Source organism: Solimonas soli DSM 21787, from assembly GCF_000474945.1.
Lineage (GTDB): Bacteria > Pseudomonadota > Gammaproteobacteria > Nevskiales > Nevskiaceae > Solimonas > Solimonas soli.
Genome location: NZ_KI440836.1, coordinates 217,603 through 233,606, shown reverse-complemented (window position 1 = coordinate 233,606; position 16,004 = coordinate 217,603). Strand labels below are relative to the sequence as shown.

Annotated in this window: 15 protein-coding genes; 9 read left to right on the top strand and 6 right to left on the bottom strand. The window is 71.6% G+C overall.

Features of this window, described 5'->3' with window-relative positions:
* Positions 1–59 precede the first annotated feature (59 nt).
* Positions 60–512, top strand: coding sequence for a hotdog family protein (locus K344_RS0113165; protein ID WP_043114470.1), 453 nt, complete (start codon positions 60–62; stop codon positions 510–512).
* 12 nt (positions 513–524) lie between these two features.
* Here the strand turns inward: K344_RS0113165 and K344_RS0113160 are convergent, their stop codons facing one another.
* On the bottom strand, positions 525–1,715 hold the full coding sequence (locus K344_RS0113160; RefSeq protein WP_028081056.1) for an FAD-dependent oxidoreductase: 1,191 nt from the start codon (positions 1,713–1,715) through the stop codon (positions 525–527).
* A 180-nt stretch (positions 1,716–1,895) separates the two neighbouring features.
* Here K344_RS0113160 and K344_RS0113155 point away from each other — a divergent pair, with 180 nt between their 5' ends.
* The 6 genes from K344_RS0113155 (at position 1,896) to K344_RS0113130 (ending at position 7,710) form a co-directional block, all read left to right on the top strand.
* Positions 1,896–2,387, top strand: coding sequence for a DUF4442 domain-containing protein (locus K344_RS0113155; RefSeq protein WP_028081055.1), 492 nt, complete (start codon positions 1,896–1,898; stop codon positions 2,385–2,387).
* A gap of 72 nt (positions 2,388–2,459) precedes the next feature.
* Complete coding sequence (locus K344_RS0113150; RefSeq protein WP_211234543.1) at positions 2,460–2,963, top strand: type II toxin-antitoxin system VapC family toxin; 504 nt, start codon at positions 2,460–2,462, stop codon at positions 2,961–2,963.
* Positions 2,960–3,379: a GFA family protein gene (locus K344_RS0113145; protein WP_028081053.1), complete on the top strand. Its 420-nt coding sequence runs from the start codon at positions 2,960–2,962 to the stop codon at positions 3,377–3,379. The genes K344_RS0113150 and K344_RS0113145 overlap by 4 nt, the downstream gene beginning before the upstream one ends.
* 73 nt (positions 3,380–3,452) lie before the next feature.
* Positions 3,453–6,089: a DNA ligase D gene (gene ligD, locus K344_RS0113140; RefSeq protein WP_028081052.1), complete on the top strand. Its 2,637-nt coding sequence runs from the start codon at positions 3,453–3,455 to the stop codon at positions 6,087–6,089.
* A 24-nt stretch (positions 6,090–6,113) separates the two neighbouring features.
* The gene (gene ku / locus K344_RS0113135; protein ID WP_028081051.1) at positions 6,114–6,995 is read left to right on the top strand and encodes a non-homologous end joining protein Ku; all 882 of its coding nucleotides are present in this window, start codon (positions 6,114–6,116) and stop codon (positions 6,993–6,995) included.
* 118 nt (positions 6,996–7,113) lie between these two features.
* Positions 7,114–7,710 (top strand): hypothetical protein, encoded by a 597-nt coding sequence (locus K344_RS0113130; RefSeq protein ID WP_157622932.1) that lies wholly within the window; start codon positions 7,114–7,116, stop codon positions 7,708–7,710.
* 32 nt (positions 7,711–7,742) lie between these two features.
* On the opposite strand, the gene K344_RS0113125 is transcribed toward K344_RS0113130, so the two are convergent.
* From K344_RS0113125 to K344_RS0113105, 5 genes are all read right to left on the bottom strand, one after another.
* On the bottom strand, positions 7,743–8,180 hold the full coding sequence (locus K344_RS0113125) for a PaaI family thioesterase (RefSeq protein ID WP_028081049.1): 438 nt from the start codon (positions 8,178–8,180) through the stop codon (positions 7,743–7,745).
* A gap of 1 nt (position 8,181) precedes the next feature.
* On the bottom strand, positions 8,182–8,919 hold the full coding sequence (locus K344_RS0113120; RefSeq protein WP_028081048.1) for a sulfite exporter TauE/SafE family protein: 738 nt from the start codon (positions 8,917–8,919) through the stop codon (positions 8,182–8,184).
* Positions 8,920–8,941: 22 nt separating this feature from the next.
* Complete coding sequence (locus tag K344_RS21645) at positions 8,942–9,253, bottom strand: EF-hand domain-containing protein (protein WP_084197405.1); 312 nt, start codon at positions 9,251–9,253, stop codon at positions 8,942–8,944.
* A 117-nt stretch (positions 9,254–9,370) separates the two neighbouring features.
* Complete coding sequence (locus K344_RS0113110) at positions 9,371–13,435, bottom strand: M36 family metallopeptidase (protein ID WP_028081047.1); 4,065 nt, start codon at positions 13,433–13,435, stop codon at positions 9,371–9,373.
* Between the two features lie 204 nt (positions 13,436–13,639).
* The gene (locus tag K344_RS0113105) at positions 13,640–14,812 is read right to left on the bottom strand and encodes a magnesium transporter (protein WP_028081046.1); all 1,173 of its coding nucleotides are present in this window, start codon (positions 14,810–14,812) and stop codon (positions 13,640–13,642) included.
* A 107-nt stretch (positions 14,813–14,919) separates the two neighbouring features.
* Here K344_RS0113105 and K344_RS0113100 point away from each other — a divergent pair, with 107 nt between their 5' ends.
* Both K344_RS0113100 and K344_RS0113095 read left to right on the top strand, forming a co-directional pair.
* A complete protein-coding gene (locus K344_RS0113100; protein WP_028081045.1) occupies positions 14,920–15,537 on the top strand; it encodes a glutathione S-transferase family protein in 618 nt (205 codons plus the stop codon).
* On the top strand, positions 15,534–16,004 hold the full coding sequence (locus K344_RS0113095) for a hypothetical protein (RefSeq protein ID WP_028081044.1): 471 nt from the start codon (positions 15,534–15,536) through the stop codon (positions 16,002–16,004). The genes K344_RS0113100 and K344_RS0113095 overlap by 4 nt, the downstream gene beginning before the upstream one ends.

Here is a 16,004-nt window from a genome sequence, read left to right as displayed (position 1 = left end):
GCGGGAGCGGGCTCCCTCATGCCCGTCACGGTTCCCGCAATCAATGCGGGGGTGGAGGCATGAGCGTCCTGCTCGACCGCGCCGGCCTCGCCGCGCTGGTGCCGCACGGCGGCGCGATGTGCCTGTGGGACGAACTGCTCGCCGCCGACCAAACCACGGTGCAGCTGCGCACGCAGGGCCATCGCGACGCCGCGCATCCGCTGCGCCGCGACGGCGAACTCGCCGCGCTGCACCTGATCGAGTACGGCGCGCAGGCGATGGCCGTGCATGGCGGCTGGCTCGCGCGCCGCGCCGGCGGCGGCGTGCGCCCCGGCGTGCTGGTCGCGGTGCGCGAGGTCGAGTTCGCCGTCACGCGGCTCGACGATCTGCCGGCGCCGCTCGAGGGCCTGGCGACGCGCCTGGTCGCCGGCGAGCTGGGCTGGGTCTACGAATTCCGCATCGTCAGCGCGGCGCGCGAACTCGCGCGCGGCCGCGCCTCGGTGATCCACCGCGCCGAGCCCGGCGGCGCCTGAGGCGCGCCGCGCTCAGGCGCGCCGCAGCGCCGCCATCAGCCGCGCGAGCCGCTCGACGGCGGCTTCCGATTCGCGGCGATCCGGCGTCGCGTCGGCATTGCCGAAATCACCGGGCGCGCCGGTCTGCACGACGATGCCGTCGCGGCGCGGCACGACGTTGAGATCGCCGTAGCTGAGGCCGTAGTCGACTTCCGGCTGCGGTACCAGGCGCGCGATCTGGCCGCGCACCGGAATCACGCTCTCGTCGCCGAACAGCGCGCGCGCGCCGTAGCCGGTGGCGTTGATGATCGTTTTCTCGGGCAGCTTCTCGAGCTCGCCCGGCGTCGCGAACTCGCGCGTCTCGATGCGGCCGCCGGCGCGCTCGAAATCGTCGATCAGCAGGCGCGCGTACGCGCTGATGTTGAACACCATCTGCGTGTAGCGGCGCACGTAGGGCACCGGGAACGGATGCGCGCCGCGCGGAATGTCCTGCGCGCGCGGCCACAGCGCGCGGATCAGCGGCAGCAGGTTGGCGTACTCCGGCTCGCCCGGCGCCTCGCCGCCACGGCCGCCGAACGGCAGATCGGACAGCGCGTAGCCGTCGCGCCATTCGACCGGCGTGCCGGGCAGGCCGAGCAGCCACTGCCAGCTCTGCAACGAGTCGCGCGCCATGGTCTCCCAGCGCGCGATCGCCTCCGGCGTGGCGTTCGCCGCCGTGCAGTAGCGCGAATCCGGCGACCACACGCCGGTGGCGCGCATCGAACGCACCTCGGGCGGACGCTCCCTGGCGTAGATCGTCACCTTGAGGCCGGCGCGCTGCGCGGCCAGCGCGGACGTCAGGCCGATCGCGCCGCAGCCGATCACGGCGATGTCGCCGACCTTGGTCGCCAGCGCCTCGCGCACCGCCAGCCGCGCCGAGCCCCAGGACAGCGACCAGCCGCTGCCGCCGTGGCCGTAGTGATGCACGACGGTCTTGCGGCCGAGGCGTTCGCTTTCGATGCGCGGACCCTGGGCGCGGAACGGCCGCGTGCAGACGGTGATGGCGATGATGCGGTCGGCGCGCGCGCGGATCGGCGCCAGCGGCGGCAGCGGATCGTAGTCCGCCGCGTCGCCCGCCGCGCCTAGCCGCGCCGGCCCGCTGGCGCAGGCGCTCAGCGCGCCGAGTGCCAGCGCCGCGCCGCCGCCGCGCAGGAAATCGCGGCGATCGAATGGACGAACTCGCATGCCTTCCCCCGAAATCGATGACGCCCTCGCCACAACGTCGCAGCGGCGGCCGCCGGAAACCGTGATCGTGCCAGTGTCGCCGCCCGCTGGCCGCGCCGCCAGGGCGCGACTCCGGCATGGACAAGGCGGCGCGCCGCCGCGCCGCCGACAATGCGGCGCACGCTCCCGAGGAAAAACGCCATGCCCGCCAACCGCCTGTCCCGCGCCGTCGGCTTTCTCGCGCCGCTGCCCGCGCCGCTGCGCCGCCGTGCCACCACGCTGCTGTTCAATTCGCAGGTGCGCTTCGCCGGCACCGGCGGCCTGCGCTTCGAAACGCTCACGGCCGAGCAGGCCGTCGTCGTCGTGCGCAACCGGCGCAAGGTGCAGAACCACATCGGCGGCGTGCACGCCGCCGCCATGGCCCTGCTCGCCGAGACCGCGACCGGCGCCGTGTTCGGCATGAACGTGCCGGATGCGGCGCTGCCGCTGCTCAAGAGCCTGCACATCGACTACCTGAAGCGCGCGCACGGCGACCTGCGCGCCGTCGCCACGCTCGACGCCGCGCAGCGCGCGCGCCTGCAGTCCGAGCCGAAGGGCGATCTGGTCGTCGCCGTCCGCGTCACCGACCAGACCGGCGAATCGCCGATCGCCGCGACCCTGGCATGGGCCTGGGTGCCGAAGCAGCGGGATTGAGGCAGGCAGCCGGAGAAGCTCGCGGCCGCGCACACGCCGCCCGAGATCGTGCTCAGGCCGAAGGCGAAGGGCATGGCGACGGCCTTTCACTTGCTGGCCGACATGCCCGACGACGTTCTTGCAGGCGAGCGCGACGACCCTCCGCCGCAGAAGCGGAAAGGGCTCCGAATGGCGCGCTTTCTCCTCGATACGAACATCTGCGTCCACATCCGGCAGAAGCGTCCGCCCGAGGTGCTGGCGCGCTTCGAGAAGCTTCATCCCGGCGACGCCGTTCTCTCCCTCATCACGTATGGCGAACTCCTGTACGGGACGCAGAAAAGCAGGCAACGTGAAGTGGCGCTGGCGCGACTGGCGGATCTTGTCTCGCTGCTGCCGGTGCTCGCCATGCCGCTTGCGGTCGCCGACGAGCACGGGCGGATTCGCGCCGCGCTGGAAGCCCGGGGCGAAACCATCGGCGGCAATGATCTGTGGATCGCCGCGCACGCCCGCCCGGCGGGGCTTACGCTGGTGACGAACAAGGAACGCGAGTTCAAGCGCGTGCCGGGCCTCAAGATACAGAACTGGACATCGACATGAGTGAAAGCACTTCCCTGCGCGGCGGCTGCCTGTGCGGCGCGATCACCTACGAGGTCGATCCGCCGTTTGCGCGCATGATCCATTGCCATTGCTCGCGCTGCCGCAAGGGCACGGGCACCGGGCATGCGACCAATCTGCTGATCGAGCCGGCGCAGCTGCACTGGCGGTCGGGCGAGCAACTGATCTCGCGCTTCGAGCTGCCGAATACCGCGGCCTTCGGCAAATGGTTCTGCAGCCGCTGCGGCGCGCCGGTGCCGCGCCTGTCGCGCAGCGGCCGCGCCATCGTGCCGGCCGGCTCGCTCGATGCGGCGCCGCCGCTCCTGCCGAGCGACCACATCTTCTGGTCCTCGCGCGCCGAATGGGGCTGCCCGAGCGGCGGCCTGCCGACGCACGAGGCTTATCCGCCGCACTGGTAGCGCGCGGATTCAGCGCTCGCTCATAGGGCGCGCGCGATCTTCGAACGCCCTCCCTGCAGCCGAAGGAGCGACCATGCGGCGGCTCGCGAAGTACCGGCGGATGCGCCGTTTCGACGTCACCTCGGAACCGAGCGGGCGCGAGACGGCGAAGGCGCCGCGCCGCGCGCGCGGCAAGGCGCCGGCGCCGAGCTTCGTCGTGCAGCTGCACCACGCGCGGCGCCGGCATTTCGATTTCCGGCTCGAGTGGGGCGGCACGCTGCGCAGCTGGGCGATTCCCAGGGGGCCGTCGCTGGACCCGACGCAGAAGCGCCTCGCCGTCGAGGTCGAGGACCATCCGGTCGCCTACGGCAAGTTCGAGGGCGACATCCCGCAGGGCCAGTACGGCGCCGGCCACGTCGACATCTGGGACGAGGGCCGCTGGCAGCCCGAAGACGAGGATGTCGACGCCGCATTCAAGAAGGGGCATCTGCATTTCACGCTGCACGGCGAGCGCCTGCGCGGCCGCTGGTCGCTGGTGCGCACGCATCTGGCCGGCCGGCAGCCACAGTGGCTGCTGATCAAGGCCGAGGACGAGGCGGCGCGCGCGCCCGACGTGGCGGACGACACGCCGCTGCGCGAATGGACGGCGCGGCAACGCGGCGGCCGCGGCCGCGCCGCCGCGCCGCGCGCGAAGGCGACGCGCAAGGCCGCGCCGTCGACCGCGGCGCGTACCGGCAAGGCCGCGGCGCAGAAGACCGCGAAGCCGGGCGCGCCGTCGCCGCGCCGCCGTCGCGATGCCTTCCCGCGCGAAGTCGGCCTGCAGCTCGCGCGTCTCGTCGATCGCGCGCCGGGCGGCGCCGACTGGATTCACGAGGTCAAGTACGACGGCTACCGCTTCCTGGCGCTGCGCGAGAACCGGCGCGTGAAGATCCTGTCGCGCAACGGCATCGACTGGACCGCGAAGCTGCCGGCGCTGCGCGACGCGATCCTCGATCTGCACTGCCGCGACTGCATCATCGACGGCGAGCTGGTCGCCTACGACGAGGACGGCCACAGTCGTTTCGATCTGCTGCAGAAGCGCTTCGCCGACGCCGGCGCGAGCGGCGAGACGATCCGCGCCATGGTCTTCGACCTGCTCTATCTCGACGGCGCCGATCTGCGCGAGCAGACGCAGGATGCGCGCAAGCGCGCGCTGCATGCGCTGCTCAAGGACGCGCCGCTGCCGCTGCAGCGCTCCGAAACGATGGTCGGCGAAGGGCCGAAGGCCTTCGCGGCGGCCTGCAAGCTCGGCCTCGAAGGCATCGTCAGCAAGTCGCGCGAGGCGCCGTATCGCGAAGGCCGCGGCGGCGCCTGGCTGAAGATCAAGTGCGTGCAGTCGGACGAGTTCGTCATCGTCGGCTACACGCCGGGACAGGGCGCGCGCGCCGAGCTCGGCTCGCTGCTGCTGGCGCGCCCGGCGCCGCGCGGCCAGGCCTGGCGCTATGTCGGCCGTGTCGGCAGCGGCCTGTCCGAGGACGTCATCGCCGGCCTGCTCAAGCGCTTCAGGCCGACCGACACGCCGGTCGCGCTCTCCCATGCGCCGGGCCGTGCCGAGTTGCGCGGCGCCAGGCCGCGCTGGGTTCGCCCGCAGCTGGTCGTCGAAGTCGAATTCCGCGCCTGGACCGAAGACGGCATCCTGCGCCAGGCGAGCGTCAAGGGCCTGCGCCCGGACAAGTCGCCGGCCGACGTCGCGCAGCCCCATCGCGCGCCGCAGCTGGCGACGGCGACCGACGCCGCGCCGCGCCCGCGCCGCGCCGTCGCGGCGGCGCCGAAGCGTGTCGTCCGCGGCGCGACGAAGCGCGCGGCGCGGCGCAAGATGGCGGACATGAAGAAGGACGACACGCCGGCGCCGTATCCGTTCACGCATCCGCAGCGGCTGATCTTCACTGCGCCTGCGATCAGCAAGGCCGAGATCGGCGTGCTGTACGCCGACATCGCCGCGCAGATCCTGCCGGGCATCGTCGGCCGGCCGCTGGCGCTGCTGCGCTGCCCGGACGGCGTCGGCGGCGAGTGCTTCTTCCAGAAGCATCTGACGCCGGGGTTCCGCGACGCGGTGCACGCGGCGCACGCCAAGGCCAAGCGCGATCCCTACGTTTACATCGAGGATCTCGACGGCCTGCTGGCGCTGGTGCAGATGAACGTGGTCGAGATCCATGCCTGGGGCGCGCCGCTCGCCGACCCCGACACGCCGGACCGCATCGTCTTCGATCTCGATCCCGCGCCCGACGTGCCGTGGTCGGCGGTCAAGGCCGCCGCGCAGGCGGTGCGCGAACGGCTCGCCGCGCTCAAACTGGCGTCCTTCCTGCGCGCCTCGGGCGGCAAGGGTCTGCACGTGGTCGTGCCGCTGAGCGGGCGCGACGGCTGGGACGCGGTGAAGTCCTTCGCGCACGCGGTGGCGAGCAGCCTGGCGCAGGAAGAACCGCAGCGCTATCTCGACGTCGCGAGCAAGACCCGGCGCCGTGGCCGCATCTTCATCGACTACCTGCGCAATGCGCGCGGCGCGACCAGCATCGCCAGCTACAGCCTGCGCGCGCGGCCCGGCGCGCCGATCGCCGTGCCGCTGGCCTGGGACGAGCTCGGCCGCCTGAAGAGCGCGGCGCAGTACCACTTCGGCAATATCCGCGAGCGCATCGCCCGGCATCCCGATCCCTGGCGGGGCATCGACGAGGTCGAGCAGGCATTGCCGCGCTGAGGCGCGCAACAGGGAGAGACGAACATGGCAAGACCTCTGTGGACCGGCGCGATCTCCTTCGGCCTGCTCAACATTCCGGTGCAGCTGATGACCGGCGAACGCAAGCACGACCTGCACTTTCACCTGGTCGACGCGCGCAGCAACGCGCGCGTGCGCTACGAGCGCGTCAGCGAGGAGACCGGCGAGGAAGTGCCGTGGAAGGACATCGTCAAGGCCTTCGAGTACGAGAAGGGCAATTACGTCGTGCTCAAGGACGAGGACTTCAGGAACGCCGCGCCGGAGAGCAACGAATCGGTCGACATCGAGACCTTCGTCGATCCCGACGAGATCGGCCCCGAATACTACGAGCGACCGTACTACCTGGTGCCGCCGAAGAAGGCCGAGAAGGGCTACGTGCTGCTGCGCGAGACGCTCCGCGAACTGAACAAGGTCGCCGTCGCGCGCGTCGTCATCCGCACGCGCGAGAGCCTGGCGCTGGTGCGGCCGGCCGGCGACGCGCTGCAGATGATCCTGCTGCGCTATCCGCAGGAGATCGTGGCGGCCGACGAATACAACTTTCCGTCCGCTTCGGCGAAGTCGTATCGCATCACCGAACGCGAGTTCGACATGGCGCGCCAGCTCGTCGAATCGATGAGCGGCCGCTTCAAGCCGGCGCAATACAAGGACGAGTTCCGCGAGAAGCTGAGCCGCGCGATCCGCGAGCGCCTGAAGCGCAAGGGTGCCAGGATCAGCGCCAAGGCCGATGCCGAGCCGGCGCACGAATCGTCGGACAAGGTCGTCGACTTCATGGCGCTGCTGAAGAAAAGCATCGACAGCAACAAGCGCACGCCGGCGCGCGCCAAGGCGCCGGGCAAGCCGGCGCCGAAGGGTGCGCGCAAGCGCGCCGCGCGCCGCCGGCGCGCCTGAGGGCGCGGCGGCTGCAGATGTACGCGCGGCGCGTCCGCGAACTCTGGCCGCGGCGCACGGTCTGTCGATCGCCGTGCGCGTCGGCGACCGTGCCGGCGGCGGCGAAGGAAAAGGAACGATGAGCTTGCATGCCTGCGGCGCCCCGCTGCGGCGCCGCCTGCTTCGCTGGACCCTGGCCGCCGGCCTCGCGGCGCTGCTGACGGCCTGCGCATCGGCACCGCCGGCGCCGCCGGCGCGCCCGAGCGACATCGACGCCGCCGGGTTTGCCGGCGCCGATGTCGAAGCGCTGCGCGTGCGCTTGACCCTGCCCGGCGAGTTCGTGCCGGACCCGGCGCGCAGCGCGCTGTTGATCAGCGTCGACGGCGAGGCCGGCCATCGCGAGGCGAGCTGCCTGCTGGAGCAGGAGCAGAGAAGCGTGCAGACCACGCCCGGCGGCCTGCTGCTGGCGCCGGAACAGCACAGCACCTACACGCTGCGCGTCAGCGACGTGTCGCGCGCCGCCTTTCGCGAGCTGCAGGCCTTCGCCGCGCAGACGCCGGCCGCCAGGGTGACGATCGTCGTGCAGCCGCGGCTCGCGCACCGGCCGAGCGACGCCGGCACGGTGACGATGTCGGCCGAGCTGCTGCTCGACGCGGCGCAGGGCTACGTGATGCTCGTCGATGGCGCCAGGGTTCCGCTGCCGCCGACGCCCGCGAAGAAAATTCCGCAGCACTGAGCATGCGCGCGGCGCCGCGGGGCGCCGCCGATTCAGGCCGCGGGCGGCGTCTGCGGCGGTCGCGCGTAGGTGCCGGTCGCGTGCGCGACGATGAGGCCCGGCGCGGCGCGCGTCGACAGCCGCGCTTCCATCACCGCGAGGCGGCGGCCGAACTTGATGAACGTGGCTTCGCCGATGACGTCGCCGGGCAGGCCCTTGCCGACGAAGCGGATGCTCATGTCGCTGGTCACCGCCATCAGCTCGGCGCCGGCATGGCCGAGCACGAGCGCGTACATCGCGCTGTCGGCGGCGGTGAACAGCGTCGGGCCGGAGATCACCTCGCCCGGGCGCAGCATGTGCGCGTCGTAGGGCAGACGGATGCGCGCGTAGCCGCTGCGCAGTTCCTCGACGACGAGGCCGCCGCGGCCGGCGGCGACCAGACCGTCGCGAATCAGGCGTTCGACCGCCGCTCTGTCGAGTTGCAAATCCATTTCAGATCCATCCGTAACCACGCAGCGCATCCCAGATCAGCTTCAGCGACAGCGTGACGAGGATGACGCGGAACAGGCGCGCGAAGGTGCGCTCGCTGAGGCGACCGTTGAGGCGCTTGCCGACGATCGTGCCGAGGATCACCGCCAGGCACAGCGGTACCAGGCGCTGCGGCGCGGCCAGCGCCGAGAAGCCGACGAAGCCGTAGGCCAGCACGCGCAGGCCGTGGCCGAGCGTCTGCGTCATCGCCAGCGTGCCGATCACCGTTTCCTTGCGCCACTCCGGGCGGAAGAACAGGCGGCCGACGAACAGGCCGGTGGCGCCGACGAACAGGCCGATGCTGCCGTTGAGGAAGCCGGCGATCAGAAACGCCGGCCGCGCCGCCAGCGGCGCGCCGCCGCGCTGCGGCGCCAGCGAGGCGAGGATGAGGCCGGCGAGGATCAGCTTCACCGCGTCGCCGTCGATCTCGCCGGCGAAGGGCGCGACGAGCAGCGTCGCCGGAATGCCGGCGAGCAGGAACCAGCCGGCGGCATGCCACTCGACGTCGCGCACGTAGGCGATGGTGCGCGAGCTGTTGGAGACGAACTGCACGGCGGCGAACAGCGGCACGGCCTCGGCCGGCGACATGCCGAGCGCGTAGAAGACACCGATCAGGATGGTGCCGCCGCCGAGCCCCGCGGCGCCGGACAGCGAGGCGGTGAGGAAGCCGACGGCAACGATCGCCAGATCGAGCGCCGTCATCGTCGCGCGGTCCCGGCCGGCCTCAGTAGCGCGGCGGATTGCCGTTGCTGTCGAGCGGCCGGTTGCCCGCGGCCTGCACGCGGCGCCAGACCAGGTAGCTCTGCAGCTCGGCGAGCGAGATCCTGCCGTTGCCGTCGGTGTCGAGCTCCTCGAACTTCACGCCCGTCAGCGGCAGCTTGGCGAACTCGGCCGGCGAGAGCTGCTCGTCGTGATCGGCATCGGCGGCGTTGAAGGCGTCGCGGATCTGCCGGCTGACCGACGTTCGCGACGTGCCCGCGCAGGACGTCAGCACCAGGCCGGCGGCGCACAGCATCGGCAGCAGAGGGGTACGCATGCGGCGGCATTGTGCCGCATCCGCGTCGCGGCGGGTCGCGCGGCGCGCGTCCGATACACATCCGATACAAAAAAGAACGGCGGCCCGCGGCCGCCGTTCCGCCACGCCCGGCGATGCTCAAGGGCGCCGGCGTCGCGCCAGCCCGAGCAGCAGCAGGCCGAGCAGCGCGGCGCCCGGCATGGCGCCGCCGCCGCCGGCGTCCGCATCGCCGCCGGTGCTGGCGCCGCCGGTCGTGCCGGTGGTCGAGCCGGAGCCCGTCGTACCGCCGGTCGTCGTACCGCCCGTGGTCGTGCCGCCCGTGGTTCCGCCCGTCGTGGTTCCGCCGGTGGTGGTGCCGCCGCCGGTCGTCGTGCCGCCGGTGGTGCCGCCCGCCGTCGTCGTGCCGCCCGTGCTCGAACCGCCGGTCGTGTCTCCGCCGGTGGTGCTGCCGCCGGTGCTGGTTCCACCCGTGCTGCCGCCGCCGGTGGTATCGCCGCCCGTCGTGCTGCCGCCGGTGGTGCTGCCGCCGGTCGTGCCGCCGCCGATGGTGCAATGGCCATCCTCGATGGAGAGGGCGTTGAACACCGGCGCGGCGGTGCCGGTCAGCGCGAGCTTGTCGATCGCCCAGCCGTAGCCGCCGTTGAGTTCGTCGTTGGCGATGTGGAAGCGGATCTGCGCGGTCTTGCCGGCGAGCAGCTTGGCGAAGTCGAGCGTCGAGGTCTGCATGCCGCTGTTGCGGTTGACGAAGCCCCTGTGGCCGGTGACCTGCGCCGTGCCGTTGTAGCCGTTCTGCGTGAAGGTCGCGCCGAAATCGGTGACGTCCGTCCAGGTGCCGCCGCCGTCCACGCTCACCTCGACGAAGCCGCCGTCGTAGCCGATGCCGATCACCGGCAGCGGCAGCAGCGACTCGAAGTCGTAGTGATGGTCGAAGCTCATCGAGAACGCGCCGTCGGCCGGCACGCTGAAGGCCGGCGTGACGAGATACAAATTGCTCGCCGCGTCGACGTTCGGCCCGTACCAGACGTGGCCGCTGCCGAGATCATCGTTGTCGTCGACGATGCTCCACTGCGCGGTCGTGCCCTGTGAGACGCGCGTCCAGCCGGAGGCGGCGATCTGCGGGTATTCGAAGTCGTCGCGGTTGGCGCTGCGCGCGATGTCGTCGTTGGCGAGCAGGGACAGCGAGCTTGCGGCCGGATATTCGATCGCCGCATCGGCGTGCGCCGGCGTGTCGAGCCGGATGCTCAGCGTCGCCTGCAGCGGCGAGGCGGCGGCGCCGGCGAGGGCCGCCTTCAGCGTCGCCGTCGCCGTGCCGCCGACCGCCGGCGCCGTGAAGCTCAGCTTGCCGCCGCCGAGGGTCAGCGCGCCCTGGTCGCTGCTCACCGTCGCGCTGATCGTGTCGCCCGGCGTGTAGGCGCCGTTGTTGTAGAGCGAGAACGTCAGCGTGCCGGTTTCGCCCGCATCGAGGATGCCGTCGCCGTCGCAGCCGTCGTCGCCGCCGGCGGTGCTGCCGATGCCGGCTTCGAGCGTCGGCAGCGGCGCCGCGAAGGCGACGTAGTCCTCGACCGCGCCGGCGTTGTCGGTGCTGTCGCGATCCGGCGCGACCGCGTGCAGGCCGAGGCCGCGCTTGGCGAAGGCGCGCGCGGCGAGCGCGTAGTCGAGCGGATCGGTGGCGAGCGCGGCGGCGAGGATGCCGTCGCGCGCCTCGGTGAGGGTCGGCGACGACGGCGTCATCTTCAGGCCGGCGATCACGTAGTCCTTCATGCGCGTCTGCGCGGTGGCGAAGTCGTGGTGGTTCAGCAGCGACGCGTAGACCTCCCACAGCATGTTGGCCCAGACCTCGCCGACGTTGTGCACTTCCGAGTTGTCGGCGCCGTCGGCGCCGAAGGCGAGCGGCGCGCCCTCGATGGCGACGCCGTCGGTGATGTGCTTGAAGGTCAGCGGATTGATGCCGAACTGCGTCGAGTACGGCGCGCGGCGGATGCCGAAGTAGTAGCTCGGGATGACGTAGAAGCCGGTCGGGTAGGCGCCCTGCCAGTGCTCGTTGCCCGGCACGTTCTTGTCCTCGGGGCGCACCGACAGCAGCAGCGAGTCGAAATCGCTCCAGCCTTCGCCCATGCCGCCGCCCTGCGTGTTGCCGAGGCCGGAGCCGTTGCCGACCAGGCGGTTGCTGACGTGGTGGAAGAATTCGTGCGAGATCACCAGCTCGTCGAGCGTGCCGTCGTAGTCGATCGAGGCCTCGCGCTTGACGTGCATCGTCACCTTGCCGGCCGCGAGCGCGGCCTTGATGGCCTCGCCGTCGGCCTGGCGGATCATCACGGCGGGCACCGTGTACAGCTGGCCGGGCGTGACCGGCAGGCCGATCGGGATGTCCGGGATCGTCGAATCGCTCATGGTGATCGGATCGCCGTCGCCGTTGTTGACGACGATCATCGCCTTGGCGCCGGACAGCATCGCGAACTGCTCCTTCGCCGTGAACGAGCAGGCGCCGCGATCGATCAGCGCGATCTTGCCGATCACGCGCAGGTCCGGCAGCGAGGGAATCGCCGGGATCAGGCCGAGGCCGGTCGGATCGGGAATCGTCAGCAGGTCGTTGCAGCCGTTGCTCACCGGCTCGCTGCCGTCGTTGACCAGCACCACGTCGCCGCTGAGGTCGAAGGTGCTCGGGCCGAAGGCGGCGCCGGAGAACTTCAGCGGCCCCGAATCGCCCGGCGCGGTCTGCCGCACCTCGCCCTTGACGGGGCCGTCGAACAGGTACATCTGCATGGTCGGCGAGCCGCCGTCGGCCGGCGTCGCCATGTTGGCGTTGTTGCGGCCCGAGGAGTCCTGGCCCTGCGCCGAAATGGCGTCGCCTTCGACGCCGCCGCGGCCGTAGTTGCTGGCCTGCGCGTTGCCGGCGACTTCGTCGAAGCCGTGGTCGTACCACCAGTCGTGCAGCCAGTTGTTCAGGTAGAACAGGTTGACGATGGCGGCGTTCCTGGCCTCGCTGCCGGCCGGATCGTCATCGGCGTGAATGGCGTAGTCGAAGGTGTGGTCGCCGGTCGGCGCCGCGCGCAGATCGCCGGAACCCGGGATGTAGCCGTCGCCGGTCGGCAGGTCGACCGGCAGATTCAGAGGGATGACGAGCTGCGGGCCGGTGTCGAGGAAGGCGTCGGCGTTGTTGCCGGTCGTGGTGGTGGCGTCGGCCGCGAGCCAGGGGTCGGCGGTCGAGATCGGGCCGCTGGCGAGCGTGACCAGATTGGCGGTGGCGCCGACGCGCGGCAGCTCCTGGTTGATCGAGGTGCCGGGGAACGGCACGTAGCCGTTGCCGAGCGGCGAGTCGAAGGGCTGGTGGATGCCGCTGTCGTCGGCGAACACGCGGTAGCTGAAGGCCTGGGCGCTGTCGTAGGCGACCAGGTCGCGCGCGAACAGCGTGCTGCCGTCCTCGCCGACGACCTGGCTCCAGGCCACCGTCGTGGGCGAACTGCCGCGGCGGCCGAAGATCTCGACGTAGTAGGCCGGCACGACGCGATCGGGCAGCGCGTAATAGACCGCCTTGACGCGCACCGGCCGCGATACGCCGAAGCCGGCCAGCAGCTCGTCGAGCGCGAACAGGCGGTACTCGCCGCGCGTCGCGGTCTGCTGCAGCGCGCCGGCGCCGACCTTGACGCCGAGCCGCGCGAAGGCCTTGCTGATGGCGCCGCTCGCGGCATCGGCCGAGAAGGCGGCGACCCGTTTCTGCGCGACGTCGCCGCTCTTCGCGAAATAGCCCGAGGCGGCGACCGGCCGGCCGCTGCGATCCAGCATGACGTTGAGCTGGCGGTTGAAGACCTCGATGCCGTCGATGCGCTGCGTGAAGCGGGCGACGACCGGGCCGCGTCCGGAATCCTGCAGATCGGCGAGCGTCGCCGTGTCGAGGCTCGACGCGCTCAGCGCCAGCCGGCCGGCCTGGCTGCGCAGGTACTGCCGCGCGAAGCTCTCCAGCTGCGGCCTGCGCGCCTTCGCGCCGATCGCGCCGACGGTCGGCGCGCGCGCGCCGCGATCGGCCCAGACGAAGGTCGTGGCGCCGAGCTGCGCGTCGTAGTTGCGCGTGGCGGCGAGCGATCCGGCGATCGCCATGCGCGGCTGCGTGGCCCAGAAGGCGTCGTAATGGCCGCCACTGCTGGCGGCGGACGCCGCCGCGGCTACGCCCAGGCAGAGCGCGCCCGTGAAGATGCTGCGTTTCATGTTTCCCCGATGGCGGTCGGCCCGCCGTCCCCGATTGACTGGAATGCTGCAATGACCCCGGCATTACTGTGCGCAAATCGAATGCCGTCCCCGCACGGATTCTGGCGCGTCGCGCGCTGCCGGAATCTCCTCAGTGCGGATTTACTACAGGCGAACGCCGACCGCCGCCGCGGCGCCGGCCGACAGGGCGCGTCGGGGTGCGCGCTACAGGACGAGCGCGGTGGCCAGCGCCAGCATCAGGCCCATGCCGGCGATGTCGGTGCCGGTGGTGAGGAAGATGCTCGACGCAGTGACCGGATCGGCGCCGAAGCGCCGCAGCGCCAGCGGCACCATCACGCCGAACAGGCCGCTCAGCGTGCAGCCGCCGACCATCGCCAGCCAGATCACCAGGGCCAGCATCGGCGCCTGCGGGTTGTGCGTGTGCGCGGCCGTCCACCACATCGCGGCGCCGGCGACCAGGCCGGTGAAGCCGCCGTTGAGCGCGCCGAGCACCAGCTCCTTGCCGACCAGCCGGCGCACCGGGTAGCGGGCCAGATCGCCGAGCGTGAGGCCGCGCAGGGTGATGGCGAGCGCCTGGCAGCCGGTGTTGCCGCTCTGCCCGGCGAGAATCGGCAGGAAGGCGGCGAGCGCGACGATCTGCGAGATCGTGCCCTCGAACAGCGAGACCACGAAGCCGGCGAGGAAGGCGGTGAGCAGATTGATCTGCAGCCAGGGATGGCGCATGCGGAAGGCCTGCCACAGGCTGGTGTAGACGCGCTCCTCCTTGTCGACACCGACCATCTGGCCGGACTGCGCGGTGATCTCGATCGCCTGGCGTTCGAACAGGCGCCAGCCGCGCACCACGCCGATCAGATGACCGCCGCCGTCGACCACCGGATAGACCGGGTAGTGGCGATGCACCGCGGCCTTGATCGCCTCGCTCGCCGGCATCGCCGCGGTCAGCGTGAACGGCGCCGGCAGCATCACCTCGGACAGCGGCTGGTCGGGCCGCGACAGCAGCAGATCGCGGATCACCACCAGGCCGGACAGGCGCTCCTCGCCGTCGTGCGTGTAGAGGTAGGTGATCTGCCGCGCGTCGCGGCTGGCGCGCAGGTATTCGATGGCGTCGTGCACGCTCGCCGTCTCCGGCAGCGCGCCGCCGGCGTCCTCCATGAGATCGCCGACCGAGCCGGGCAGCGCCAGCTCGCCGACCGCCGCCTGCGCCGGCCGCAGCTCGACCGGCAGGTGCGTGATGACGTCGCGCGCGAAATGGCGCGGCAGCAGATCGAGCACCGCGGCGACGCGCGCCGGCGGTTCGCGCCGGAGCAGCGCGGCGGCGTCGAGCGGCACGCGGCTCATGGCCGCGCGGGCGAGTTCCTGCAAACCCTGGTCGTCCATCCCTGGCTCCCCTGAACGGTCGCGCTTTGATGCGGCGCGGCCAGCGGCGATACTGGCGCGTGCCGCGATCTTACGCTGCCGCCACCGTCATCGACATCGAGTCCGTCATGTTGACCCTCTACGGCTTCACCGGCTCCGGCAACTGTCACAAGCCGGCGCTGCTCATGCACCAGCTCGGCATCGACTTCCGCTGGCGCGAGGTCGACATCCTGCGCGGCGAATCGCGCAGCGCGGAATTCCTCGCCCGCAATCCGAACGGCCGCGTGCCGCTGCTCGAACTCGACGACGGCCGCCACCTCGCCGAATCGAATGCCATGCTCTGCTACCTCGCCGACGATTCGCCGCTGTTTCCGGCCGACCGCTGGCGGCGCGCGCAGATCCTGCAATGGCTGTTCTTCGAGCAGTACAGCCACGAGCCGTACATCGCCACCGTGCGCTTCTGGGTGCACTACCTCGGCAAGGCCGAGGAATGGGCGCAGAAGATCCGCGAGACGATGCCGCGCGGCTACGCCGCGCTCGGCGTGATGGAGACGCAGCTGCAGAAGACGCCGTTCCTCGCCGGCGACGACTACAGCATCGCCGACATCGCCCTGTGGGCCTACACGCACGTCGCGCATCAGGGCGGCTACTCGCTCGCCGACCATCCGCAGATCCGCGCCTGGATCGCGCGCGTCGAACAGCAGCCCGGCTTCGTGCCGATGCGCGACCGGGCGGCGGCCGCATGATCGCCGATACCGCAGAGCTGCGGCCGGCCGCGGCGCTGGCCTTGGTCGGCGCCGGCTTGTTCTTCACCGCCGGCCTCGTCACCGGCGTGTGGAAGTACGCGCACATCGCGCGCCGCGGCGATGCGCAGGCGCCGGTCTACGTGGACATCGCGCACCGCGCCGCGCTGCTCTATTCGTTCGCCGCGCTGCTGCTGGTGCAGTTCGCGCAGCTGTCGGCCTGGCGCGAGACGACGAACCTGTGGGCGACGGCGCTGCCGCTGGCCTTCTTCGCGGTGGCGATCCTCGGCTACGCGCTGCACGGCTGGCTCGACGACACCGACAACCAGTTCCGCCGCCCGCAGCGCGTCGGACGCATCGCGCTGCCGAAGCACGCGCTGCTGTTGTTCATGCTGCTGCTGGTGATCGCCGAGATCGGCGGCTTCCTCGTGCTGTTCGCCGGCCTGCTGCGCGCGCTGCGCCTGCTCTGA

What these genes read in the sequence shown, in the direction of transcription:
- K344_RS0113125 (WP_028081049.1), bottom strand. Translation starts at nt 8,180, where the DNA reads ATGGATTTGCAACTCGACAGAGCGGCGGTCGAACGCCTGATTCGCGAC.
- K344_RS0113110 (WP_028081047.1), bottom strand. Translation starts at nt 13,435, where the DNA reads ATGAAACGCAGCATCTTCACGGGCGCGCTCTGCCTGGGCGTAGCCGCG.
- K344_RS0113105 (WP_028081046.1), bottom strand. Translation starts at nt 14,812, where the DNA reads ATGGACGACCAGGGTTTGCAGGAACTCGCCCGCGCGGCCATGAGCCGC.
- K344_RS0113100 (WP_028081045.1), top strand. Translation starts at nt 14,920, where the DNA reads ATGTTGACCCTCTACGGCTTCACCGGCTCCGGCAACTGTCACAAGCCG.
- K344_RS0113120 (WP_028081048.1), bottom strand. Translation starts at nt 8,919, where the DNA reads ATGACGGCGCTCGATCTGGCGATCGTTGCCGTCGGCTTCCTCACCGCC.
- K344_RS0113095 (WP_028081044.1), top strand. Translation starts at nt 15,534, where the DNA reads ATGATCGCCGATACCGCAGAGCTGCGGCCGGCCGCGGCGCTGGCCTTG.
- ligD (WP_028081052.1), top strand. Translation starts at nt 3,453, where the DNA reads ATGCGGCGGCTCGCGAAGTACCGGCGGATGCGCCGTTTCGACGTCACC.
- K344_RS0113165 (WP_043114470.1), top strand. Translation starts at nt 60, where the DNA reads ATGAGCGTCCTGCTCGACCGCGCCGGCCTCGCCGCGCTGGTGCCGCAC.
- K344_RS0113155 (WP_028081055.1), top strand. Translation starts at nt 1,896, where the DNA reads ATGCCCGCCAACCGCCTGTCCCGCGCCGTCGGCTTTCTCGCGCCGCTG.
- K344_RS0113150 (WP_211234543.1), top strand. Translation starts at nt 2,460, where the DNA reads ATGGCGACGGCCTTTCACTTGCTGGCCGACATGCCCGACGACGTTCTT.
- K344_RS21645 (WP_084197405.1), bottom strand. Translation starts at nt 9,253, where the DNA reads ATGCGTACCCCTCTGCTGCCGATGCTGTGCGCCGCCGGCCTGGTGCTG.
- K344_RS0113160 (WP_028081056.1), bottom strand. Translation starts at nt 1,715, where the DNA reads ATGCGAGTTCGTCCATTCGATCGCCGCGATTTCCTGCGCGGCGGCGGC.
- K344_RS0113130 (WP_157622932.1), top strand. Translation starts at nt 7,114, where the DNA reads ATGAGCTTGCATGCCTGCGGCGCCCCGCTGCGGCGCCGCCTGCTTCGC.
- ku (WP_028081051.1), top strand. Translation starts at nt 6,114, where the DNA reads ATGGCAAGACCTCTGTGGACCGGCGCGATCTCCTTCGGCCTGCTCAAC.
- K344_RS0113145 (WP_028081053.1), top strand. Translation starts at nt 2,960, where the DNA reads ATGAGTGAAAGCACTTCCCTGCGCGGCGGCTGCCTGTGCGGCGCGATC.